Raw genomic sequence first — 17,187 nt, 5'->3', positions numbered from 1 at the left:
ATGCAGGGCGCAATGGTACGTCAGCAGCAACCCGTTACCGGCCGCAGCAAGCCGGTGCCGCGTGGTGCCAGCCGGCTGGTGGCCGACGAGCCCGTATCGGCGCGCCTGCCGCGTCCAAGCCTGGGCGGCCTCAAGCGCCTGCTGTGGCCGGTGCTGCTGGTAGCCGCAGGCTTCGGCGCCTACGAGGGTGCCATACGGCTCATGCCGTATGCCGACCGGCCGATCACCAAGATCGACGTGCAGGGCGACCTGACCTACATCAGCCAGCAGTCGGTGCAGCAGCGCATCGCACCCTATGTGGCCGCAAGCTTCTTCACCGTCGACCTGCCGGCGATGCGCAAGGAGCTCGAGCAGATGCCCTGGATCGCCCATGCAGAAGTGCGCCGGGTATGGCCGGATGAAGTGGTGATTCGCCTCGAGGAGCAACTGCCGGTGGCGCGCTGGGGTGATGCCGCCTTGCTCAACAACCAGGGCCAGGCCTTCACGCCGCGCGAACTGGCCAACTACGAGCACCTGCCACAATTGGCTGGCCCCCAGCGAGCTCAGCAGCAGGTCATGCAGCAGTATCAGATATTGAGCCAGATGCTGCGCCCCTTAGGCTTCTCCATCGCGCGCCTGGAGCTGCGCGAACGAGGCAGCTGGTTCCTCACCACCGGCGCGAGCAGCGCAGCGCCCGGTATCGAGCTGCTGCTGGGGCGCGACCATCTGGTCGAGAAGATGCGCCGTTTCATTGCCATTTACGACAAGACGCTTAAAGAGCAGATCGCCAATATCGCCCGCATCGATCTGCGATATGCCAACGGGCTTGCCGTTGGCTGGCGGGAACCGATTGCACCGACGACGGCCCAACCCGCCGTTGCGAAGAATTAGAGAGAGGCAGGACCATGGCAAACGCGCATAGCGGCAAAATGATCGTCGGGCTGGACATCGGTACCTCCAAGGTAGTGGCCTTGGTAGGTGAGGTGGGCGAAGACGGCATGCTGGAAATCGTCGGGATCGGCACTCACCCGTCCCGCGGCCTGAAAAAAGGCGTGGTGGTGAACATCGAGTCCACCGTGCAATCGATCCAGCGCGCCGTCGAAGAAGCACAGCTGATGGCGGGTTGCCGCATCCACTCGGCCTTCGTGGGTGTCGCTGGTAATCACATTCGCAGCCTGAACTCCCATGGCATCGTCGCCATTCGCGATCGCGAAGTCAGCCTGGCCGACCTTGAGCGTGTGCTCGATGCGGCCCAGGCGGTGGCCATTCCGGCGGACCAGCGGGTGCTGCACACGCTGCCCCAGGACTATGTGATCGATAACCAGGAAGGGGTGCGCGAACCGCTCGGCATGTCGGGCGTGCGCCTTGAAGCCAAGGTTCACGTGGTGACCTGCGCCGTCAATGCCGCGCAGAACATCGAGAAGTGCGTACGCCGCTGCGGCCTTGAAATCGACGACATCATTCTCGAGCAACTGGCATCGGCCTATTCGGTACTGACCGACGACGAAAAAGAGCTGGGCGTGTGCCTGGTCGACATCGGCGGCGGCACCACCGACATCGCGATCTTCACCGAAGGCGCGATTCGCCACACCGCGGTCATCCCGATCGCCGGGGACCAGGTGACCAATGACATTGCCATGGCCCTGCGTACGCCCACACAGTATGCCGAGGAAATCAAGATTCGGTACGCCTGCGCCCTGGCCAAGCTGGCAGGTGCGGGTGAAACCATCAAGGTGCCAAGCGTTGGCGACCGTCCTCCGCGCGAACTGTCGCGTCAGGCGTTGGCCGAAGTGGTCGAGCCGCGTTACGACGAACTCTTCACCCTGATCCAGGCTGAACTTCGTCGCAGCGGTTACGAGGACCTGGTGCCTGCTGGCATCGTCCTGACCGGCGGCACCGCCAAGATGGAAGGCGCGGTCGAGCTGGCCGAGGAAATTTTCCACATGCCGGTACGCCTGGGCGTGCCGCACAGCGTGCGCGGCCTGAGCGACGTGGTACGCAACCCGATTTATTCCACCGGTGTGGGCTTGCTTACCTACGGGCTGCACAAGCAGACCGAAGACCTGCCCTTGACCGGCAACAGCAGCAGCAACAACAGCTATGGCGATGAACCGAAGGCCCCAGTGCTTGAGCGCTTCAAGCGGTGGGTACAAGGCAACTTCTAAGTTTCAAAGCAGTAGTGGTAGGCGCGACAACTAGAGAACTGTAAGGAGAGGGAAAATGTTCGAGCTCGTAGACAACGTCCCGCAAAGCCCGGTCATCAAGGTGATCGGCGTCGGTGGTGGTGGTGGTAACGCCGTCAATCACATGGTCAAGAGCAGCATCGAGGGCGTGGAGTTCATCTGCGCCAACACCGATGCCCAGGCGCTCAAGAACATTGGTGCGCGCACCATCCTGCAACTGGGCACTGGCGTGACCAAGGGCCTGGGTGCTGGCGCCAATCCGGAAGTCGGTCGTCAGGCCGCGCTGGAAGACCGTGAGCGCATCGCCGAAGTGCTGCAAGGCACCAACATGGTGTTCATCACCACAGGCATGGGCGGCGGTACCGGTACCGGTGCAGCGCCGATCATCGCCGAAGTGGCCAAGGAAATGGGCATCCTCACCGTTGCAGTGGTGACCCGTCCCTTCCCGTTCGAAGGTCGCAAGCGCATGCAGATCGCCGATGAAGGCATCCGCATGCTGGCCGAAAGCGTCGACTCGCTGATCACCATCCCCAACGAGAAGCTGCTGACCATCCTGGGCAAGGACGCAAGCCTGCTGTCCGCGTTCGCCAAGGCCGATGACGTATTGGCCGGAGCCGTTCGCGGTATCTCCGACATCATCAAGCGCCCGGGCATGATCAACGTCGACTTTGCCGACGTGCGTACCGTGATGGGTGAAATGGGCATGGCCATGATGGGTACTGGCTGCGCCAGCGGCCCGAACCGCGCTCGCGAGGCGACCGAGGCGGCGATCCGCAACCCGCTGCTCGAAGACGTCAACCTGCAGGGCGCCCGTGGCATCCTGGTCAACATCACCGCAGGTCCGGACCTGTCCCTGGGTGAGTACTCCGACGTGGGTAGCATCATCGAGGCGTTCGCCTCCGACCATGCCATGGTCAAGGTCGGTACCGTGATCGACCCGGACATGCGCGACGAGCTGCATGTCACCGTCGTGGCCACCGGTCTGGGTGCGCGCATCGAGAAGCCGGTCAAGGTGGTGGATAACACCCTGCAGACTGCCCAGCAGGTCTACGAGGCATCCAACCCTGCCCCTGCGCGTCAGGAGCAGCCAGCGGTCAACTACCGTGATCTGGAGCGCCCAACCGTCATGCGCAATCAAGCGCACGCGGGTGCGGCAGCTGCGGCCAAGCTGAACCCTCAGGATGACCTGGATTATCTCGATATTCCGGCCTTCCTGCGTCGTCAGGCTGATTAATGAAATTTATCAGGGCTATGAAGGTGATTGGTATTCATCAAAGGTTGGGTCTGGTATTATCGCCAGCCTTTGTTGATAACTGTTCGCAATTTGCGCTGAAGCGGCCAATGCCATGATTAAACAACGCACCCTGAAGAATACCATCCGTGCCACAGGTGTCGGCCTGCACTCTGGGGAGAAGGTCTACCTGACCCTCAAGCCTGCGCCTGTTGACACCGGCATCGTCTTCCGCCGCGCCGACCTTGACCCTGTGGTCGAGATCCCGGCGCGTGCGGCCAATGTCGGCGAGACAACCATGTCCACGACGCTGGTCAACGGTGACGTCAAGGTCGATACGGTCGAGCATCTGCTCTCCGCCATGGCGGGCCTGGGCATCGATAACGCCTACGTCGAGCTCTCCGCCTCGGAAGTACCGATCATGGATGGCAGCGCCGGACCTTTCGTATTCCTGATTCAGTCTGCCGGCCTGGAAGAACAGGACGCAGCCAAGAAGTTCATCCGCATCCTGCGTGAGGTGACAGTGCAAGAGGGTGACAAGCGCGCCACCTTCCTGCCTTTCGAAGGGTTCAAGGTGAGCTTCGAGATCGACTTCGATCACCCGGTGCTTCGCAACCGGACCCAGAGCGCAAGCGTCGACTTCTCCAGCACCTCGTTCGTGAAGGAAGTCAGCCGCGCCCGCACCTTTGGCTTCATGCGTGACATCGAATACCTGCGCAAGCACAACCTTGCGCTGGGCGGCAGTGTGGAAAACGCCATCGTGGTCGACGAGGAAGGCGTGTTGAACGAAGACGGTCTTCGCTACGAAGACGAGTTCGTCAAACACAAGATTCTCGATGCCATTGGCGACCTGTACCTGCTGGGCAACAGCCTGATTGGCGAGTTCAAGGGCTTCAAGTCCGGCCACGCGCTGAACAACCAGCTGTTGCGCAAGCTGATTGCCGAAACCGATGCCTGGGAAGTGGTCACTTTCGAAGATGCCAGCACGGCGCCGATCTCGTATATGCGTCCTGTCGCGGCTGTGTAAGCTCGAACACTCTCTAGTTCATTGAGGCCACCTTCAGGTGGCCTTTTTTATGGGCGGCTTCGTGCAGCAATTGCCAGGACGTTAGTTGGCAGTGCGCCTGACCAAGCTTCGCAGTCCTTCTGCCTGCTGTCTTGGGCATCGTCTGGCCTGCTCCGCACGCCAGAACTGGCGCTCAGTCCTTGGCCTGCGCATGCGCCGCCAGGCGCTCCAGTGCAGCCCGCAGTTTCGCGTCAGTGATGCCTTCGGCCGTCTGCAGCAGGCTCTGGGCTGCGCTGTTGGACAACTCGGCCGCATGCCCGCCGCGCTTGGCAGGCACCAGGGGTGGCTGCACCTTGAAAAGAATACGCCTGAGGTTGCCAAACGCATCGGTTGCCTGCAATGCCGCCATCAGGCGCTTTTGCTGGTAACGCAGGCGCGTGGCCCAGTGCCCGTCGGTGACCACAAGCAGCAGGGTACCGTCGCGCCATGACGCCACGTGGCAGTGCTCGCGTGCAGCCGGTTGCAGCTGGCCTTCGACCAGGCGTTGCAGGTGCTCCAGGCGCTCGGCCTGGTTGAGCAGCAGGCGCAGCGGGCGAACCTGGCGCAGTAGCGCCGATGGCGGCTGGGCGGGGGAGGGTTTGTAGGCCATGGGTGTACGCATGAGGTTACAAGTTGGGCAGTCTAACACTTCAGCGTCAGTCCCGATTACCTGGCGGTTGAGCCCACTGGCCAAGCGCAGGGCTCGACGTACAGGCGCCAGGCCCTGCAAGGTACCCGGCACAGGCGAGTGTTGAACGCTTTCATCTTTCCAGGTCTTGAACTCAGGGGAAATGCCCCTATCTAAGACACGCCCCTGTAAAAGCGCTGTGCCAGCATCGTGGAATCCACCACTTTCATCACCATCGTTTCCGGGTAGAATGCTCGTTCGCATGCGGCCTTAGGGCTGCACGGGCGACTCATGGGGCCGCCCTCCATCCCTACGTGTGGAAGATCCTGCCAATATGTTTGCGCCTTTGTTAAAGAAACTTTTTGGAAGCAAGAACGAGCGTGAAGTCAAACGCATGCTCAAGACGGTGAGTATCGTCAATGCCTTCGAAGAGAAGATGGTGGCCCTCTCCGACGAGCAGCTGCGTGGCAAGACTGCCGAGTTCAAGGAGCGTTTGGCCAAAGGCGAAACACTGGACCAACTCCTGCCCGAAGCCTTCGCCGTCGCCCGTGAGGCCGGCAAGCGCGTGATGGGCATGCGTCATTTCGACGTTCAGCTCATTGGCGGCATGACCCTGCACGAGGGCATGATCGCGGAGATGCGCACCGGTGAGGGCAAGACCCTGGTCGGTACCTTGGCCGTCTACCTCAATGCATTGTCCGGCAAGGGCGTGCACGTGGTCACCGTCAACGACTACCTTGCTCGTCGTGACGCCAACTGGATGCGCCCGCTGTACGAGTTCCTCGGCCTGTCGGTCGGTATCGTCTCAGCGTTCCAGCCGCCCGAAGAAAAGCGCGCAGCCTACGCTGCCGACATCACGTACGGTACCAACAACGAATTCGGCTTCGACTACCTGCGCGACAACATGGCGTTCAGCCAGGACGAGAAGTTCCAGCGTGAACTGAACTTCGCCGTGATCGACGAAGTGGACTCGATCCTCATCGACGAAGCCCGTACGCCGCTGATCATTTCCGGCCAGGCCGAGGACAGCTCCAAGCTGTACATCGAGATCAACCGCCTGATCCCACGCCTGACCCAGCACATCGAGGAAGTCGAAGGCCAGGTCACCCAGGAAGGCCACTTCACCATCGACGAGAAGACCCGCCAGGTCGAACTCAACGAAGCCGGTCACCAGTTCATCGAGGAAATGCTCACCCAGGTCGGTCTGCTGGCCGAGGGCGAGAGCCTGTACTCGGCGCACAACCTGGGCCTGCTGACGCACGTCTATGCCGGTCTGCGCGCACACAAGCTGTTCCACCGCAACGTCGAATACATCGTGCAGGATGGCCAGGTGCTGCTGATCGACGAGCACACTGGGCGTACCATGCCGGGTCGCCGTCTGTCCGAAGGCCTGCACCAGGCCATCGAGGCCAAGGAAAATCTCAACATCCAGGCCGAGAGCCAGACCCTGGCTTCCACCACGTTCCAGAACTACTTCCGTCTGTACTCGAAACTGTCGGGCATGACCGGCACCGCCGATACCGAGGCCTTCGAGTTCGCCCAGATCTACGCCCTGAACGTGATGGTCATTCCGCCGAACAAGCCCCTGGCGCGCAAGGACCACAACGACCTGGTGTACCTGACAGCCGAAGAGAAGTACGCCGCGATCATCGCCGACATCAAGGAAACCCTGAAGCAGGGTCGGCCGGTGCTGGTGGGTACGGCGACCATCGAAACCTCCGAGCACATGTCCAACCTGCTGCACAAGGAAGGCATCGAACACAAGGTACTGAACGCCAAGTACCACGAGAAGGAAGCCGAGATCATCGCCCAGGCCGGCGCGCCAGGCGCGCTGACCATTGCCACCAACATGGCCGGTCGTGGTACCGACATCCTGTTGGGCGGTAACTGGGAAGCTGAAGTGGCCGCACTGGAAAACCCTACGGACGAGCAGATCGCGCACATCAAGGCCGACTGGCAGAAGCGTCACCAGCAGGTGATCGAGTCCGGTGGCCTGCACGTCATCGCCTCCGAGCGTCACGAATCGCGTCGTATCGACAACCAGCTGCGCGGTCGTTCCGGTCGCCAGGGTGACCCGGGTTCCAGCCGCTTCTACCTCTCGCTCGAAGACAGCCTGATGCGCATCTTCGCCTCTGATCGGGTGAAGAACTTCATGAAGGCGCTGGGCATGCAGTCGGGCGAAGCCATCGAACACCGCATGGTCACCAACGCCATCGAGAAGGCCCAGCGCAAGGTCGAAGGCCGCAACTTCGATATCCGCAAGCAGTTGCTCGAATACGACGACGTGGCCAACGAGCAGCGCAAGGTCATCTACCACATGCGCAACAGCCTGCTGGCCGCAGAGAACGTCGGCGACACCATTGCCGAATTCCGCAAGGAAGTGCTCGATGCCACCATCAGCCAGCACATCCCGCCGCAGTCGCTGCCTGAGCAGTGGGACGTGGCCGGCCTGGAAGCCTCGCTGTCCAGTGACTTTGCCATGAAGTTGCCGATCCAGCAGTGGCTCGACGAAGACGACCACCTCTACGAAGAAACCCTGCGCGAGAAACTGCTGCACGAAATCACCACGGCCTACACCGAGAAAGAGGACCAGGCCGGGATAGAAGCACTGCGCACCTTCGAGAAGCAGATCCTGCTGCGCGTGCTGGACGACCTGTGGAAGGACCACCTGTCGACCATGGACCACCTGCGTCATGGTATCCACCTGCGCGGCTACGCCCAGAAGAACCCGAAGCAGGAGTACAAGCGCGAGTCGTTCACCCTGTTCCAGGAGCTGCTCGAGTCGATCAAGCGCGACGCCATCCGTGTGCTCTCGCACGTTCAGGTTCGCCGTGAGGATCCTGCCGAGGAAGAAGCACGTCTGCGCCGCGACGCCGAAGAGCTGGCCAGCCGCATGCAGTTCGAGCACGCGCCAGCACCTGGTCTTGAAAGCGAGCAGTTGGCCGAGGAGGGTGCTGAGGTAGCCGTAGCCGCCGAGCCTGTGCGCAATGAGCAGAAACTGGGTCGCAACGAGCCGTGCTGGTGTGGTTCGGGCAAGAAGTTCAAGCACTGCCACGGCCAGATCGAGTGATCTGACCGCCGGGCCGTCACAAGGCGCACGGCGTCTTGTGGGCCGCTCAATGCCAAGGGGCTACTGCGCAGCTCATCGCCGGCACGCCACTGCCGGACTGGGTTGCGCCGATTCAAGCCATACGGTGTGCCTGGTTCGGCCGGGCTTGCCAGAGATGGGCCGCACAGCGGCCCTTTTTTTTCACCAAACGTATTTTCTAGGAGCGCTCCAATGGCTGTTGGTCTTGGTCCTTTGCCTACGCTGCACCCTGTCCCGGGTTTCGAACTCGGCATCGCCTCTGCCGGCATCAAGCGCCCGGGGCGCAAGGATGTGGTGGTCATGCGCTGCGCCGAGGGTTCGAGTGTGGCCGGTGTGTTCACCCTCAACGCCTTCTGCGCCGCCCCCGTGATCCTGGCCAAGCAGCGGGTACAGGGCACCGTGCGCTACCTGTTGACCAACACTGGCAATGCCAATGCCGGTACGGGTGCCCCCGGCCTGGAAGCTGCGCAGCGGACCTGCGCTAAACTCGCCGAGCTTGCCGGTGTGCCCGCCGAATCGGTTTTGCCGTTCTCCACCGGCGTGATTGGTGAGCCCCTGCCGGTCGAGAAGATCGAAGGCGCCTTGCAAGCTGCCCTGGACAACCTGTCGGAAAACAACTGGGCTGAAGCGGCCACAGGCATCATGACCACCGATACCTTGCCCAAGGGCGCGAGCCGTCAGTTTCAGCACGACGGCGTGACCGTGACCGTAACCGGTATCAGCAAGGGTGCGGGCATGATCCGCCCGAACATGGCAACCATGCTGGGCTACATCGCCACCGACGCCAAGGTCGCGCCAGGGGTACTCAAGGACTTGATGCTGGACGGGGCCAACAAATCGTTCAACCGCATCACCATCGACGGCGATACCTCAACCAACGACTGCTGCATGCTCATCGCCACCGGTCAGGCCGACCTGCCGGAAGTCACCCAGGCCAGCGGAGCCCTGTTCGATGCCTTGAAAAAGGCAGTTTTCGAGGTTTGCATGGAGGTGGCCCAGGCCATTGTCCGTGACGGTGAAGGGGCGACCAAGTTCGTGACCGTGCAGGTCAACGGCGGTGGCAATCATCAGGAATGCCTGGACGTCGGCTACGCGGTGGCGCACTCGCCGCTGATCAAGACCGCACTGTTCGCCTCCGATCCGAACTGGGGCCGCATCCTTGCAGCGGTTGGGCGTGCCGGCGTGCCCGCGCTGGATGTGAGCCTGATCGATGTGTACCTGGATGAGGTGTGCATTGCCAGCCAGGGCGGCCGTAGCCCAAGCTACACCGAAGACCAGGGCGCCCGGGTGATGGCCCAGGAAGAAATCACCATCCGTATCGACCTTGGCCGTGGTCAGTGCAGTGAAACCATCTGGACCACCGACCTTTCTCACGAATACGTGAAGATCAACGCCGAGTACCGCACCTGATGCCGCCGGGGCCGTTCGCGGTCCCGATGTTTCAATGCCAAGGGAGCAGAACCATGAGCTTTATGCCAACCCCATCGTCCATGGTCGGCGTGACGGAGCGTGACCGATGAAACGGGTTCACGTCGTTGCAGCCGTGATTCGGGGTATGGACGGGCGGATACTCATCGCCCGTCGCGCCGACACCCAACACCAGGGCGGCCTCTGGGAGTTTCCGGGAGGCAAGGTGGAGCCAGGGGAAAGCGTCGAGGCCGCGCTGGCGCGTGAGCTCGACGAGGAGCTGGGCATCCAGGTAACCCGCTCGCGGCCCTTGATCAAGGTCAGTCACGATTACCCCGACAAACACGTACTGCTTGAGGTACGCGAGGTCGAGACCTTCACCGGTGAGCCCCATGGCGCCGAGGGACAACCGCTGGCCTGGGTCGCGCCGCGCGAGCTGCCGGACCATGCGTTTCCCGAGGCCAACAAGCCCATCGTCACCGCTGCCCGGCTGCCGGATCAGTACCTGATCACACCGGACGGCCTGGACGTGCCTGACATGCTCAAGGGGATCCAGAAGGCCGTGGCCAATGGCATCCGGCTGATCCAGTTGCGTGCACCGGACATGTACGACCCCAAGTATCGGGATGTGGCGGTGGATGCGGTGGGGTTATGCGCGGGCAAGGCTCAGCTGATGCTCAAGGGGCCACTGGAATGGCTGGGCGACTTCCCGTCGGCAGGCTGGCACCTGACCGCGGCGCAGTTGCGCAAGTATGCCGACAAGGGCAGGCCGTTCCCGGTCCAGCGCTGGCTTGCCGCCTCCTGCCACAACGCCGAGGAGCTAGCCCTGGCCAAACAAATGGGGGTGGACTTCGTCACCCTGTCGCCGGTCCAGCCTACCGAAAGCCATCCACAGGCCGCGCCGCTTGGCTGGGAACAGGCCCAGCGCCTGATTGCCGGGTTCGACCAGCCGGTGTACCTGCTCGGTGGCGTGGGGCCAGAGGCGCGCGGGCAAGCCTGGCTAGCCGGGGCGCAGGGCGTTGCGGGTATCAGGGCGTTCTGGCCGGCTCTTTGACGGCGGGCCAGTACGGCAAGCGCCAAGGCGTCAGCCCTGAGGTTTTTCGGCGGGCTGCCACAGCACTTCAGCGATCCCTTGCCGCCTACCAATGATGCGGGCGGCAACGAACAGCAGGTCCGATAGGCGATTGATGTACGCCAGGCCGACACCTTCCAGTGGCTCTACGGTGTTGAGGTGCTGGCAGCGTCGCTCGGCGCTGCGTGCCAGACTGCGGCACACGTGCGCCTGGGCGACCAGCGCCGACCCGCTGGGCAGGATGAAATTCTTCAATGGGCCCAGTTCGTCGTTCCACACATCGATGGCCGCCTCCAGCCGCTCCACCTCTGCGGTGGTCAGGGCCTGATAACTGGGCATGGCCAGCTCCCCACCCAGGTCGAACAGGCGGTGCTGACAGGGCGCCAGCACGCGGCTGACTTCGTCCAGACCTTGTTCATCCAGGCCAGCCAGCAACAAGCCAAGCTGGCTGTTGAGGCTGTCCACCTCACCGATGGCTTCGATGCGTGGATGATCCTTGGGCACTCGCCGGCCATCGCCCAGGCCGGTTTCCCCAGTGTCGCCAGTGCGGGTATAGATCTTGGACAAGCGGTAGCCCATGTCATTGCTCCGTGTTGACCGGCAGCGGCGGATGCGGCTGGCCGAGGGGCAGGCGCAGGGTGAAACAGGTCCCCTGCCCAGGCGTGGAATGCACCTCCATCTGCCCCTTGTGGTTATTGGTGATGATGAAGTACGACACCGAAAGCCCAAGGCCGGTGCCCTGGCCGATTTCCTTGGTCGTGAAGAAAGGCTCGAAGGTGCGCTTGCGCACGGCTTCGGGCATGCCCACGCCATTGTCCTCCACCTGGATTTCTGCCCAGGGTGGCGCAAGCCGTGTGCGCAGGATGATGCGGCCTGGCTCGCAAGGTGCCGGGCGCTGGTGAATAGCCTGGGCGGCGTTCTTGAGCAGGTTGAGCAATACCTGCTCCAGTTCGTTGGCAGTACAGGGCACAGGCCCCAGCGCCGGGTCGAACTGGCGCACGATAGCCTGGCCCTTGAAGTCGAAACCGATGGCCAGGTCGAAGTCGTTGCCTGCTATGTCCACCGCCTGGTCGATCAGGGCAGGCAGGTCGCAGGGCGTCAGTTCGCGCGTGCTGCGGCGGCTGAAACTAAGCATGTGGGTGACGATCTTGGCGGCCCTGGCCCCCGCTTGCTGGATGCCATCGAGCAACTGAGGCACTTCGCGGCTTTGCAGGTAGCCGTTGACCGTGGCCAGGTCGATCCCCAACGCCTGGGCCTGCTCAAGATTGCGCGGTAGGTCGGGTGACAGGCGGCGGCGGATATTCTGCACGTTGTGCAGGATGGCCCCGAGCGGGTTGTTGATTTCGTGGGCCATGCCGGCCGCCAGGCCTCCGACCGAGAGCATCTTTTCCGACTGCACCATCATATCTTCGAGCGACAGGCGCTGGGTGATGTCATCGATCCGGATCACCACGCCCCGGCCTCCACCGCCGGTGAGCGGGTAGAAGGTCAATGCGTAATGTCGCGGCTCGTCATCCTTGTGCCAGGTGACACGGTCGATTTTTGCCACCCGGTGCCGCTCCACCGTGTCCTTCAACTGTGGCAAGAAGGGTTTGAGTGGCGCGAAGGCCATGAACACCGGCTGGTTGAGCGCCTCGTTTAGGGTCGTGCCGGATAACGCCGTTGCCTCTTGATTCCACTGGGTCACGTACAGCTCCTCATCCAGGGCGATCAGGGCCGAGGGCATGGAGTCGATGATGCTGTTCAGGTAGTTCTGAAAGCCTGTGAGCTTCTTCTCGATTTTGCTGCGCACCTGCACTTCGAGCTCGAGTTTGCGATTAGTATGCCGCGTTTCCTCGGCCAACCCCTGGGCCTGGTCGTAGGCGCTCTGGAACTCGTCCCGGGCACGCTTGAGCTGGTGCTCGCGGGCTTCGATGCGCGAGAGCATGGTATTGAAGGCATTGGCCAGGCTACCGATCTCGTCGTCGTTGCCGCGTTGGGCCCGCAGCGCATAGCTCTCCTCACGGGTGACCTGGCGGCTGAGTTCTTCGAGCTGGTTGATCGGTTGGGTGATCAGGCGTTTGATCTGCCGGGCAATGAAGAGCCACAACAGCACACTGAACACCAGAATGGCCAGGCTTGCACTGAGCGTCCCGGTATAGAAGGCCGTGGGCAGTTCGCTGCTGGCCACCAGCAGCAAGTGCGCCGGCGGGCTACCGGCCCGCGGCAGGCGAATCAACTGCGTGCTGCGAAACTCCATGAATCGCCAGCCTTCTATGTTGCGAAAGCGCTTGGGCAGTGTCAGGGGGTCGCCATGCTGCAACTGGGCGAGCATGCGCCCGTCGCTGCCATACAAGGCAGCGGCGCGCAGCGGCGCATAGCTGTCCAGTTCATCGAGCAGCGCCTGGGCCGAGGCGGGGTCGTCTGCCGCGCGGGTCGACAGCTCGGGGTTGGAGACCAGCCGCCCAATGGTCTGGAGCGCTTGCGGTGCCATGCTTTCCTGGGTGATCCAGTAGGCGGCGCTGATGAAGGTCAGGTTCGCCACCAGCAAAATGGTCACCAGCAAGACCAGCAAAGCTGCCAGCAGCTTCTGCCCGACGGGGAGGTTCTTCAGGCGTTGACGCAGCGTCATGGGCAAGGCGATGTCCGTATGGGTTCAAGGGCCGCGTCAGTCGCAGGGCAAGCCCCGCGCGCGCAAGTTATCGACCAGGCATTGGAGCAGGTGTTCCAGATGCGGCAAGTGCAGCCCATGTCGCCGGGCTGCCTGACAGGCATACCCCAGCAGGTAGTGCACTTCGGTGCGCCGCCCAGCCTGTACATCCTGGTACATCGAAGCGTAGTTGCTGGCGGTGGCCAGGAGCACCCGTTGTACGTCCTGCTCAAGGTTCTGGGCGGCCTGCGGCTGGCCGCACTGAAGCAACAGGCTCTCGAGTTCAAGGCACAGTGCCTGCACCTGATCGAGGTGGCCGAGCAGGCCCCCGTTGCGACACTGGTGCAGCACGGTCAGCGGGTTGATCGCGCAGTTGATGGCCAGCTTGCGCCAGAGCCGGGTGAGGATGTCGGGCGTCCATTGGGCAGGGATACCCGCCGCTTGCAAGTCCTCGAGCCACGGCGGTGGTGCAGGATTGCCAGGGTCCCCCAGCCAGTTGTACCCCTGCCCGGCGAAGCGCACCTGCCAGTCATGTTCCAGGTAGGCGCCTTCGGTGCTGGAGACGAAGATACAGCGGGCCTGCGGCACCTGCCTGGCCACCTCTTCCTGGCTACCCAGGCCGTTCTGCAACAACAGCACCTCGGCCCCCGGCACCAGACGGCCGGCAACGCTGGCCACGGCCGGCGCCGCGTCATAGGCCTTGCAGGCCACCAGCAGGCGGTGGATCGGCCCATTACCCTGGACGGTCTCGGCGGGGATGGCGTAGTGGGCGGTCAGGTCTTGTTCCAGCAAGCCAAGGCTGCCCACTTGCTGGTAGGCCTGCAACCGCGTGCTGTCACGCAAGATCAGGCGCACGGCCTTGCTGGCCCGCGCCAGACGACAAGCCCACAGGCTGCCCAGGCTACCTGCGCCGAGAATGTGCCAGGTGCTGCTCATATGCGTTTCGCAACCGTTATAATGAGCCCGCATTTTAACCGTCAAACCCAGCGCGCTCCATCTTCAGTCCGAGCGCGCTTTTATTTTGGGAGAGTAACCATGCCTTCGTTCGACGTGGTATCGGAACTGGACAAGCACGAAGTGCAGAACGCGGTCGACAATGCCATCAAGGAACTCGACCGCCGCTACGACCTCAAGGGCAAGGGCAGCTTCGAGTTCAAGGACAAAGAGCAGACCGTCATGCTCACCGCCGAGGAAGAGTTCCAGCTCGAGGCGATGCTCGAAATCCTGCGCCTGGCCCTGGTCAAGCGCAAGATCGACGTCAAGTGCCTGGAGACCAAGGACCCCTATGCGTCCGGCAAGGAGAAAAAGCAGGAGGCCAAGTTCCGCGAGGGCATCGACAAAGACCTGGCGAAAAAGATCGTCGCCACCATCAAGGATGGCAAGCTCAAGGTCCAGGCCGCCATTCAGGGCGAGCAGGTACGGGTTACCGGCAAGAAGCGCGATGATCTGCAGGAAGCCATCGCCTTGCTGCGTACCAAGGAATTCGACATGCCCCTGCAGTTCAACAACTTCCGCGACTGAACCGGGCCGCCGGAACCCCCATGCAGTTGCGGCTGTCCATGGGGGCCTGGCCGCTGAAATGCAGGCGGCCGACGTATTGTGCAATCGCCGTTCGGCATCAGGAGATGAATATGGATTTGAGTGCTGAAGTCGATCAGCTGGTCCGCCAATCCGAAACCTGGATTCCCATGATCATGGCGTACGGCAGCCGCCTGCTGCTGGCGCTGGTCACCCTTGCCATCGGCTGGTGGGTGACCAACATCGTCAGCGACCGGCTGGCAAGGCTCGTGGGCCTTAAAGTCCACGACCCGGCGCTGCAGAACTTCATCCGCACGCTGGCCAACATCGTATTGAAGATCCTGCTGGCCATCAGCGTGGCCTCGATGATCGGTATCGAGACGACCTCCTTCGTGGCGGCCATCGGTGGTGCCACCCTGGCCATCGGCCTGGCGCTGCAAGGTAGCCTGGCGAACTTCGCAGGCGGCGTCCTGATCCTGCTGTTCCGCCCGTTCCGTATCGGCGACTGGATCGAGGCCCAGGGCGTAAGTGGTACCGTGGACAGCATCCAGATCTTTCACACGGTGCTGCGTACCGGCGACAACAAGACCGTGATCCTGCCCAACGGCTCCCTGTCCAACGGGATCATCACCAACACCAACCGCCAACCTACCCGCAAGGTGGTGTTCGACGTGGGGGTAGACTACGAGGCTGACCTGCAGAAGGCGCGCAACGTCCTACTGGAACTGGCCCAAGACCCACGTGTGCTGGCCGACCCCGCCCCTGTGGCGGTGGTGTCCACCCTGGGTGACAGCTCGATCACCGTCTCGCTGCGTCTATGGACAAAGACCTCGGACTACTGGGACGTGATCTTCATGCTCAACGAGCAGGCGCGTGACCGTTTGAAGGCAGAGGGGATCGACATTCCATTCCCGCAGCGGGTCATTCGCGTGGTGCAGGAAACGGCCGCGCAGTAAGGCCTCAGTACAAGCTGGCATCGATCGAGCCCGCCCTGCGGGTTCAGCAGCGTCCTTCAGAGGGCCTGCTGGGCGCGCAGGGCGGGCTTCGTTGCTCAAGGCGCTCAATGGACGCGCGCTTACACTTGCTCACAGTCAGTCATTGCGATTTCTGGCATATAGCCTCGTTCCCCGTCATCTTCGTAAACCATCATGAAACCACTGCTGTACATCACCCCGTTGCGGGCCTTGTTGTTCGGCCTAACACTCGCACTGTTCGAACTGCTGACCTACCTGGCCAGCGACGCCGTCATGCCGGCGATGCCCGTTGTGGTCGGCGAGCTCAAGGCCGGCCCCGAATACATTCCACATGCGCTCAATCTCTACCTGCTCGGTGGTGTCTTGCTGCAATGGCTGATCGGGCCGTTGGCCGACCGCTACGGCCGCCGACCGCTGCTGCTCATAGGTTGCGCATTCTTCGGCCTGGCGTGCCTGGGCACCTTCTGGGTCCATGACATCGGCTTGTTCAACCTGCTGCGTCTGCTGCAAGGCATCGGGCTAGGGTTCGTGGTCACGGTCAGTTATCCCGCACTCAACGAGGCATTCAGCGAGGCGGATGCCGTGCGCATGATGGCCCTGCTGGCCAATATCGCCTTGCTTTCGCCACTGCTGGGGCCTTTGGTGGGGACGTTGCTGCTGCAATGGCTGGACTGGCGCTGGTTGTTCGTGGCGTTCGCCATTGGCGCCGTGGTCGCCTGGTTGCTTCTGTATCGGTTGATGCCCGAAACCCTGGGGGTGGAGCGGCGCGACGGCTCGCGCCTGGCCTTTACCCCGATCCACCTGCTGCCCTTGCTGGCCGGATACGGGCAGCTGCTGTCGAACCGACGCTTCGTCGCCGGGAGCGCCGCCCTGGGCCTGGTTGGCCTGCCATTGATCGGCTGGATTGGCCTGTCCCCGGTGCTGCTCATCCACGATGAGGGGCTAAGCACGCTCGCCTATGCCCTGTGGCAGTTGCCGGTGTTCGGTGGGCTGATTCTGGGCAACCTGATCATCAACCACATTGCCGACCGTTATCCGCTGCCGACGTTGGTGCGCGGTGCGCTGTGGCCGTATGTGGCCGGGCTTTGCCTGATGGTGGTGGCAACCTGGGTATGGCCGAGCGTCATCAGCCTGGTGGCGGGCCTGTCGCTCTACGCACTGGGCCTGGGCGTCGCCAATGCCGTGCTCTATCGCATGACATTGTTCGCCAGCACGCAAAGCAAAGGCCTGGTCTCGGCCATGCTCGGCATGATCACCATCGCGCTGCTGGGATTGGGCGGGGCTTTGCTGGCCATGATTGGTGCCGGTGCCAGCCTTTTGCACTTTGCCGTGGCGGCCGGTGTGGCAGGGGGGTTGGCCCTTTGCCCGCTGTGGTCGCTGTTGAGGGGGCGCAGTGCCCAAGCGACTATGATGCCTTAGGTCGATACACAGGC

The 17,187-nt window shown here is 62.5% G+C and carries 14 protein-coding genes; 10 read left to right on the top strand and 4 right to left on the bottom strand.

Annotated elements, in window-relative coordinates; genetic code table 11:
• The 4 genes from ACF8R3_RS20995 (at position 1) to lpxC (ending at position 4,420) form a co-directional block, all read left to right on the top strand.
• Entirely contained in the window at positions 1 to 870 is an 870-nt protein-coding gene (locus ACF8R3_RS20995) for a cell division protein FtsQ/DivIB (protein ID WP_058606148.1), read from the top strand.
• A 14-nt stretch (positions 871 to 884) separates the two neighbouring features.
• Positions 885 to 2,144 carry a cell division protein FtsA gene (ftsA, locus tag ACF8R3_RS20990; protein WP_145256115.1) on the top strand — a complete coding sequence of 420 codons (1,260 nt, stop codon included), beginning with the start codon at positions 885 to 887 and terminating at the stop codon, positions 2,142 to 2,144.
• Positions 2,145 to 2,199: 55 nt separating this feature from the next.
• The gene (ftsZ, locus tag ACF8R3_RS20985; RefSeq protein ID WP_058606149.1) at positions 2,200 to 3,396 is read left to right on the top strand and encodes a cell division protein FtsZ; all 1,197 of its coding nucleotides are present in this window, start codon (positions 2,200 to 2,202) and stop codon (positions 3,394 to 3,396) included.
• 112 nt (positions 3,397 to 3,508) lie between these two features.
• The gene (lpxC, locus tag ACF8R3_RS20980; RefSeq protein WP_023534425.1) at positions 3,509 to 4,420 is read left to right on the top strand and encodes a UDP-3-O-acyl-N-acetylglucosamine deacetylase; all 912 of its coding nucleotides are present in this window, start codon (positions 3,509 to 3,511) and stop codon (positions 4,418 to 4,420) included.
• Positions 4,421 to 4,592: 172 nt separating this feature from the next.
• On the opposite strand, the gene ACF8R3_RS20975 is transcribed toward lpxC, so the two are convergent.
• A complete protein-coding gene (locus tag ACF8R3_RS20975) occupies positions 4,593 to 5,048 on the bottom strand; it encodes a DUF721 domain-containing protein (RefSeq protein ID WP_058637158.1) in 456 nt (151 codons plus the stop codon).
• A 352-nt stretch (positions 5,049 to 5,400) separates the two neighbouring features.
• On the opposite strand from ACF8R3_RS20975, the gene secA reads away from it, so the two are divergent.
• The 3 genes from secA to ACF8R3_RS20960 all read left to right on the top strand — a co-directional run bounded on the left by secA (position 5,401) and on the right by ACF8R3_RS20960 (position 10,615).
• On the top strand, positions 5,401 to 8,136 hold the full coding sequence (gene secA / locus ACF8R3_RS20970) for a preprotein translocase subunit SecA (protein ID WP_058637157.1): 2,736 nt from the start codon (positions 5,401 to 5,403) through the stop codon (positions 8,134 to 8,136).
• Positions 8,137 to 8,346: 210 nt separating this feature from the next.
• Positions 8,347 to 9,564, top strand: a complete 1,218-nt coding sequence (gene argJ, locus ACF8R3_RS20965) for a bifunctional glutamate N-acetyltransferase/amino-acid acetyltransferase ArgJ (RefSeq protein ID WP_196135094.1) — start codon at positions 8,347 to 8,349, stop codon at positions 9,562 to 9,564.
• Between the two features lie 106 nt (positions 9,565 to 9,670).
• Positions 9,671 to 10,615 (top strand): Nudix family hydrolase, encoded by a 945-nt coding sequence (locus ACF8R3_RS20960; RefSeq protein ID WP_197843687.1) that lies wholly within the window; start codon positions 9,671 to 9,673, stop codon positions 10,613 to 10,615.
• Between the two features lie 30 nt (positions 10,616 to 10,645).
• On the opposite strand, the gene ACF8R3_RS20955 is transcribed toward ACF8R3_RS20960, so the two are convergent.
• The 3 genes from ACF8R3_RS20955 to ACF8R3_RS20945 are packed head-to-tail and all read right to left on the bottom strand — an operon-like array spanning position 10,646 to position 14,198.
• Entirely contained in the window at positions 10,646 to 11,212 is a 567-nt protein-coding gene (locus ACF8R3_RS20955; RefSeq protein WP_100850934.1) for a cob(I)yrinic acid a,c-diamide adenosyltransferase, read from the bottom strand.
• A 1-nt stretch (position 11,213) separates the two neighbouring features.
• Entirely contained in the window at positions 11,214 to 13,244 is a 2,031-nt protein-coding gene (locus ACF8R3_RS20950) for an ATP-binding protein (protein WP_392516091.1), read from the bottom strand.
• 36 nt (positions 13,245 to 13,280) lie between these two features.
• Entirely contained in the window at positions 13,281 to 14,198 is a 918-nt protein-coding gene (locus ACF8R3_RS20945; RefSeq protein ID WP_392516090.1) for a putative 2-dehydropantoate 2-reductase, read from the bottom strand.
• A 99-nt stretch (positions 14,199 to 14,297) separates the two neighbouring features.
• Between ACF8R3_RS20945 and ACF8R3_RS20940 the strand changes: the two genes are divergently transcribed.
• From ACF8R3_RS20940 to ACF8R3_RS20930, 3 genes are all read left to right on the top strand, one after another.
• Positions 14,298 to 14,783 carry a YajQ family cyclic di-GMP-binding protein gene (locus ACF8R3_RS20940; RefSeq protein WP_058603288.1) on the top strand — a complete coding sequence of 162 codons (486 nt, stop codon included), beginning with the start codon at positions 14,298 to 14,300 and terminating at the stop codon, positions 14,781 to 14,783.
• Between the two features lie 110 nt (positions 14,784 to 14,893).
• Positions 14,894 to 15,736 (top strand): mechanosensitive ion channel family protein, encoded by an 843-nt coding sequence (locus tag ACF8R3_RS20935; protein ID WP_023534305.1) that lies wholly within the window; start codon positions 14,894 to 14,896, stop codon positions 15,734 to 15,736.
• A 192-nt stretch (positions 15,737 to 15,928) separates the two neighbouring features.
• Entirely contained in the window at positions 15,929 to 17,173 is a 1,245-nt protein-coding gene (locus ACF8R3_RS20930; protein ID WP_325942525.1) for an MFS transporter, read from the top strand.
• Positions 17,174 to 17,187: the final 14 nt, after the last annotated feature.

Origin of the sequence: Pseudomonas sp. FYR_7 (assembly GCF_043106155.1) — a bacterium.
In the GTDB taxonomy this organism is placed as follows: Bacteria; Pseudomonadota; Gammaproteobacteria; order Pseudomonadales; family Pseudomonadaceae; genus Aquipseudomonas; species Aquipseudomonas parafulva_B.
This window is presented reverse-complemented; position numbering and strand designations above follow the sequence as displayed.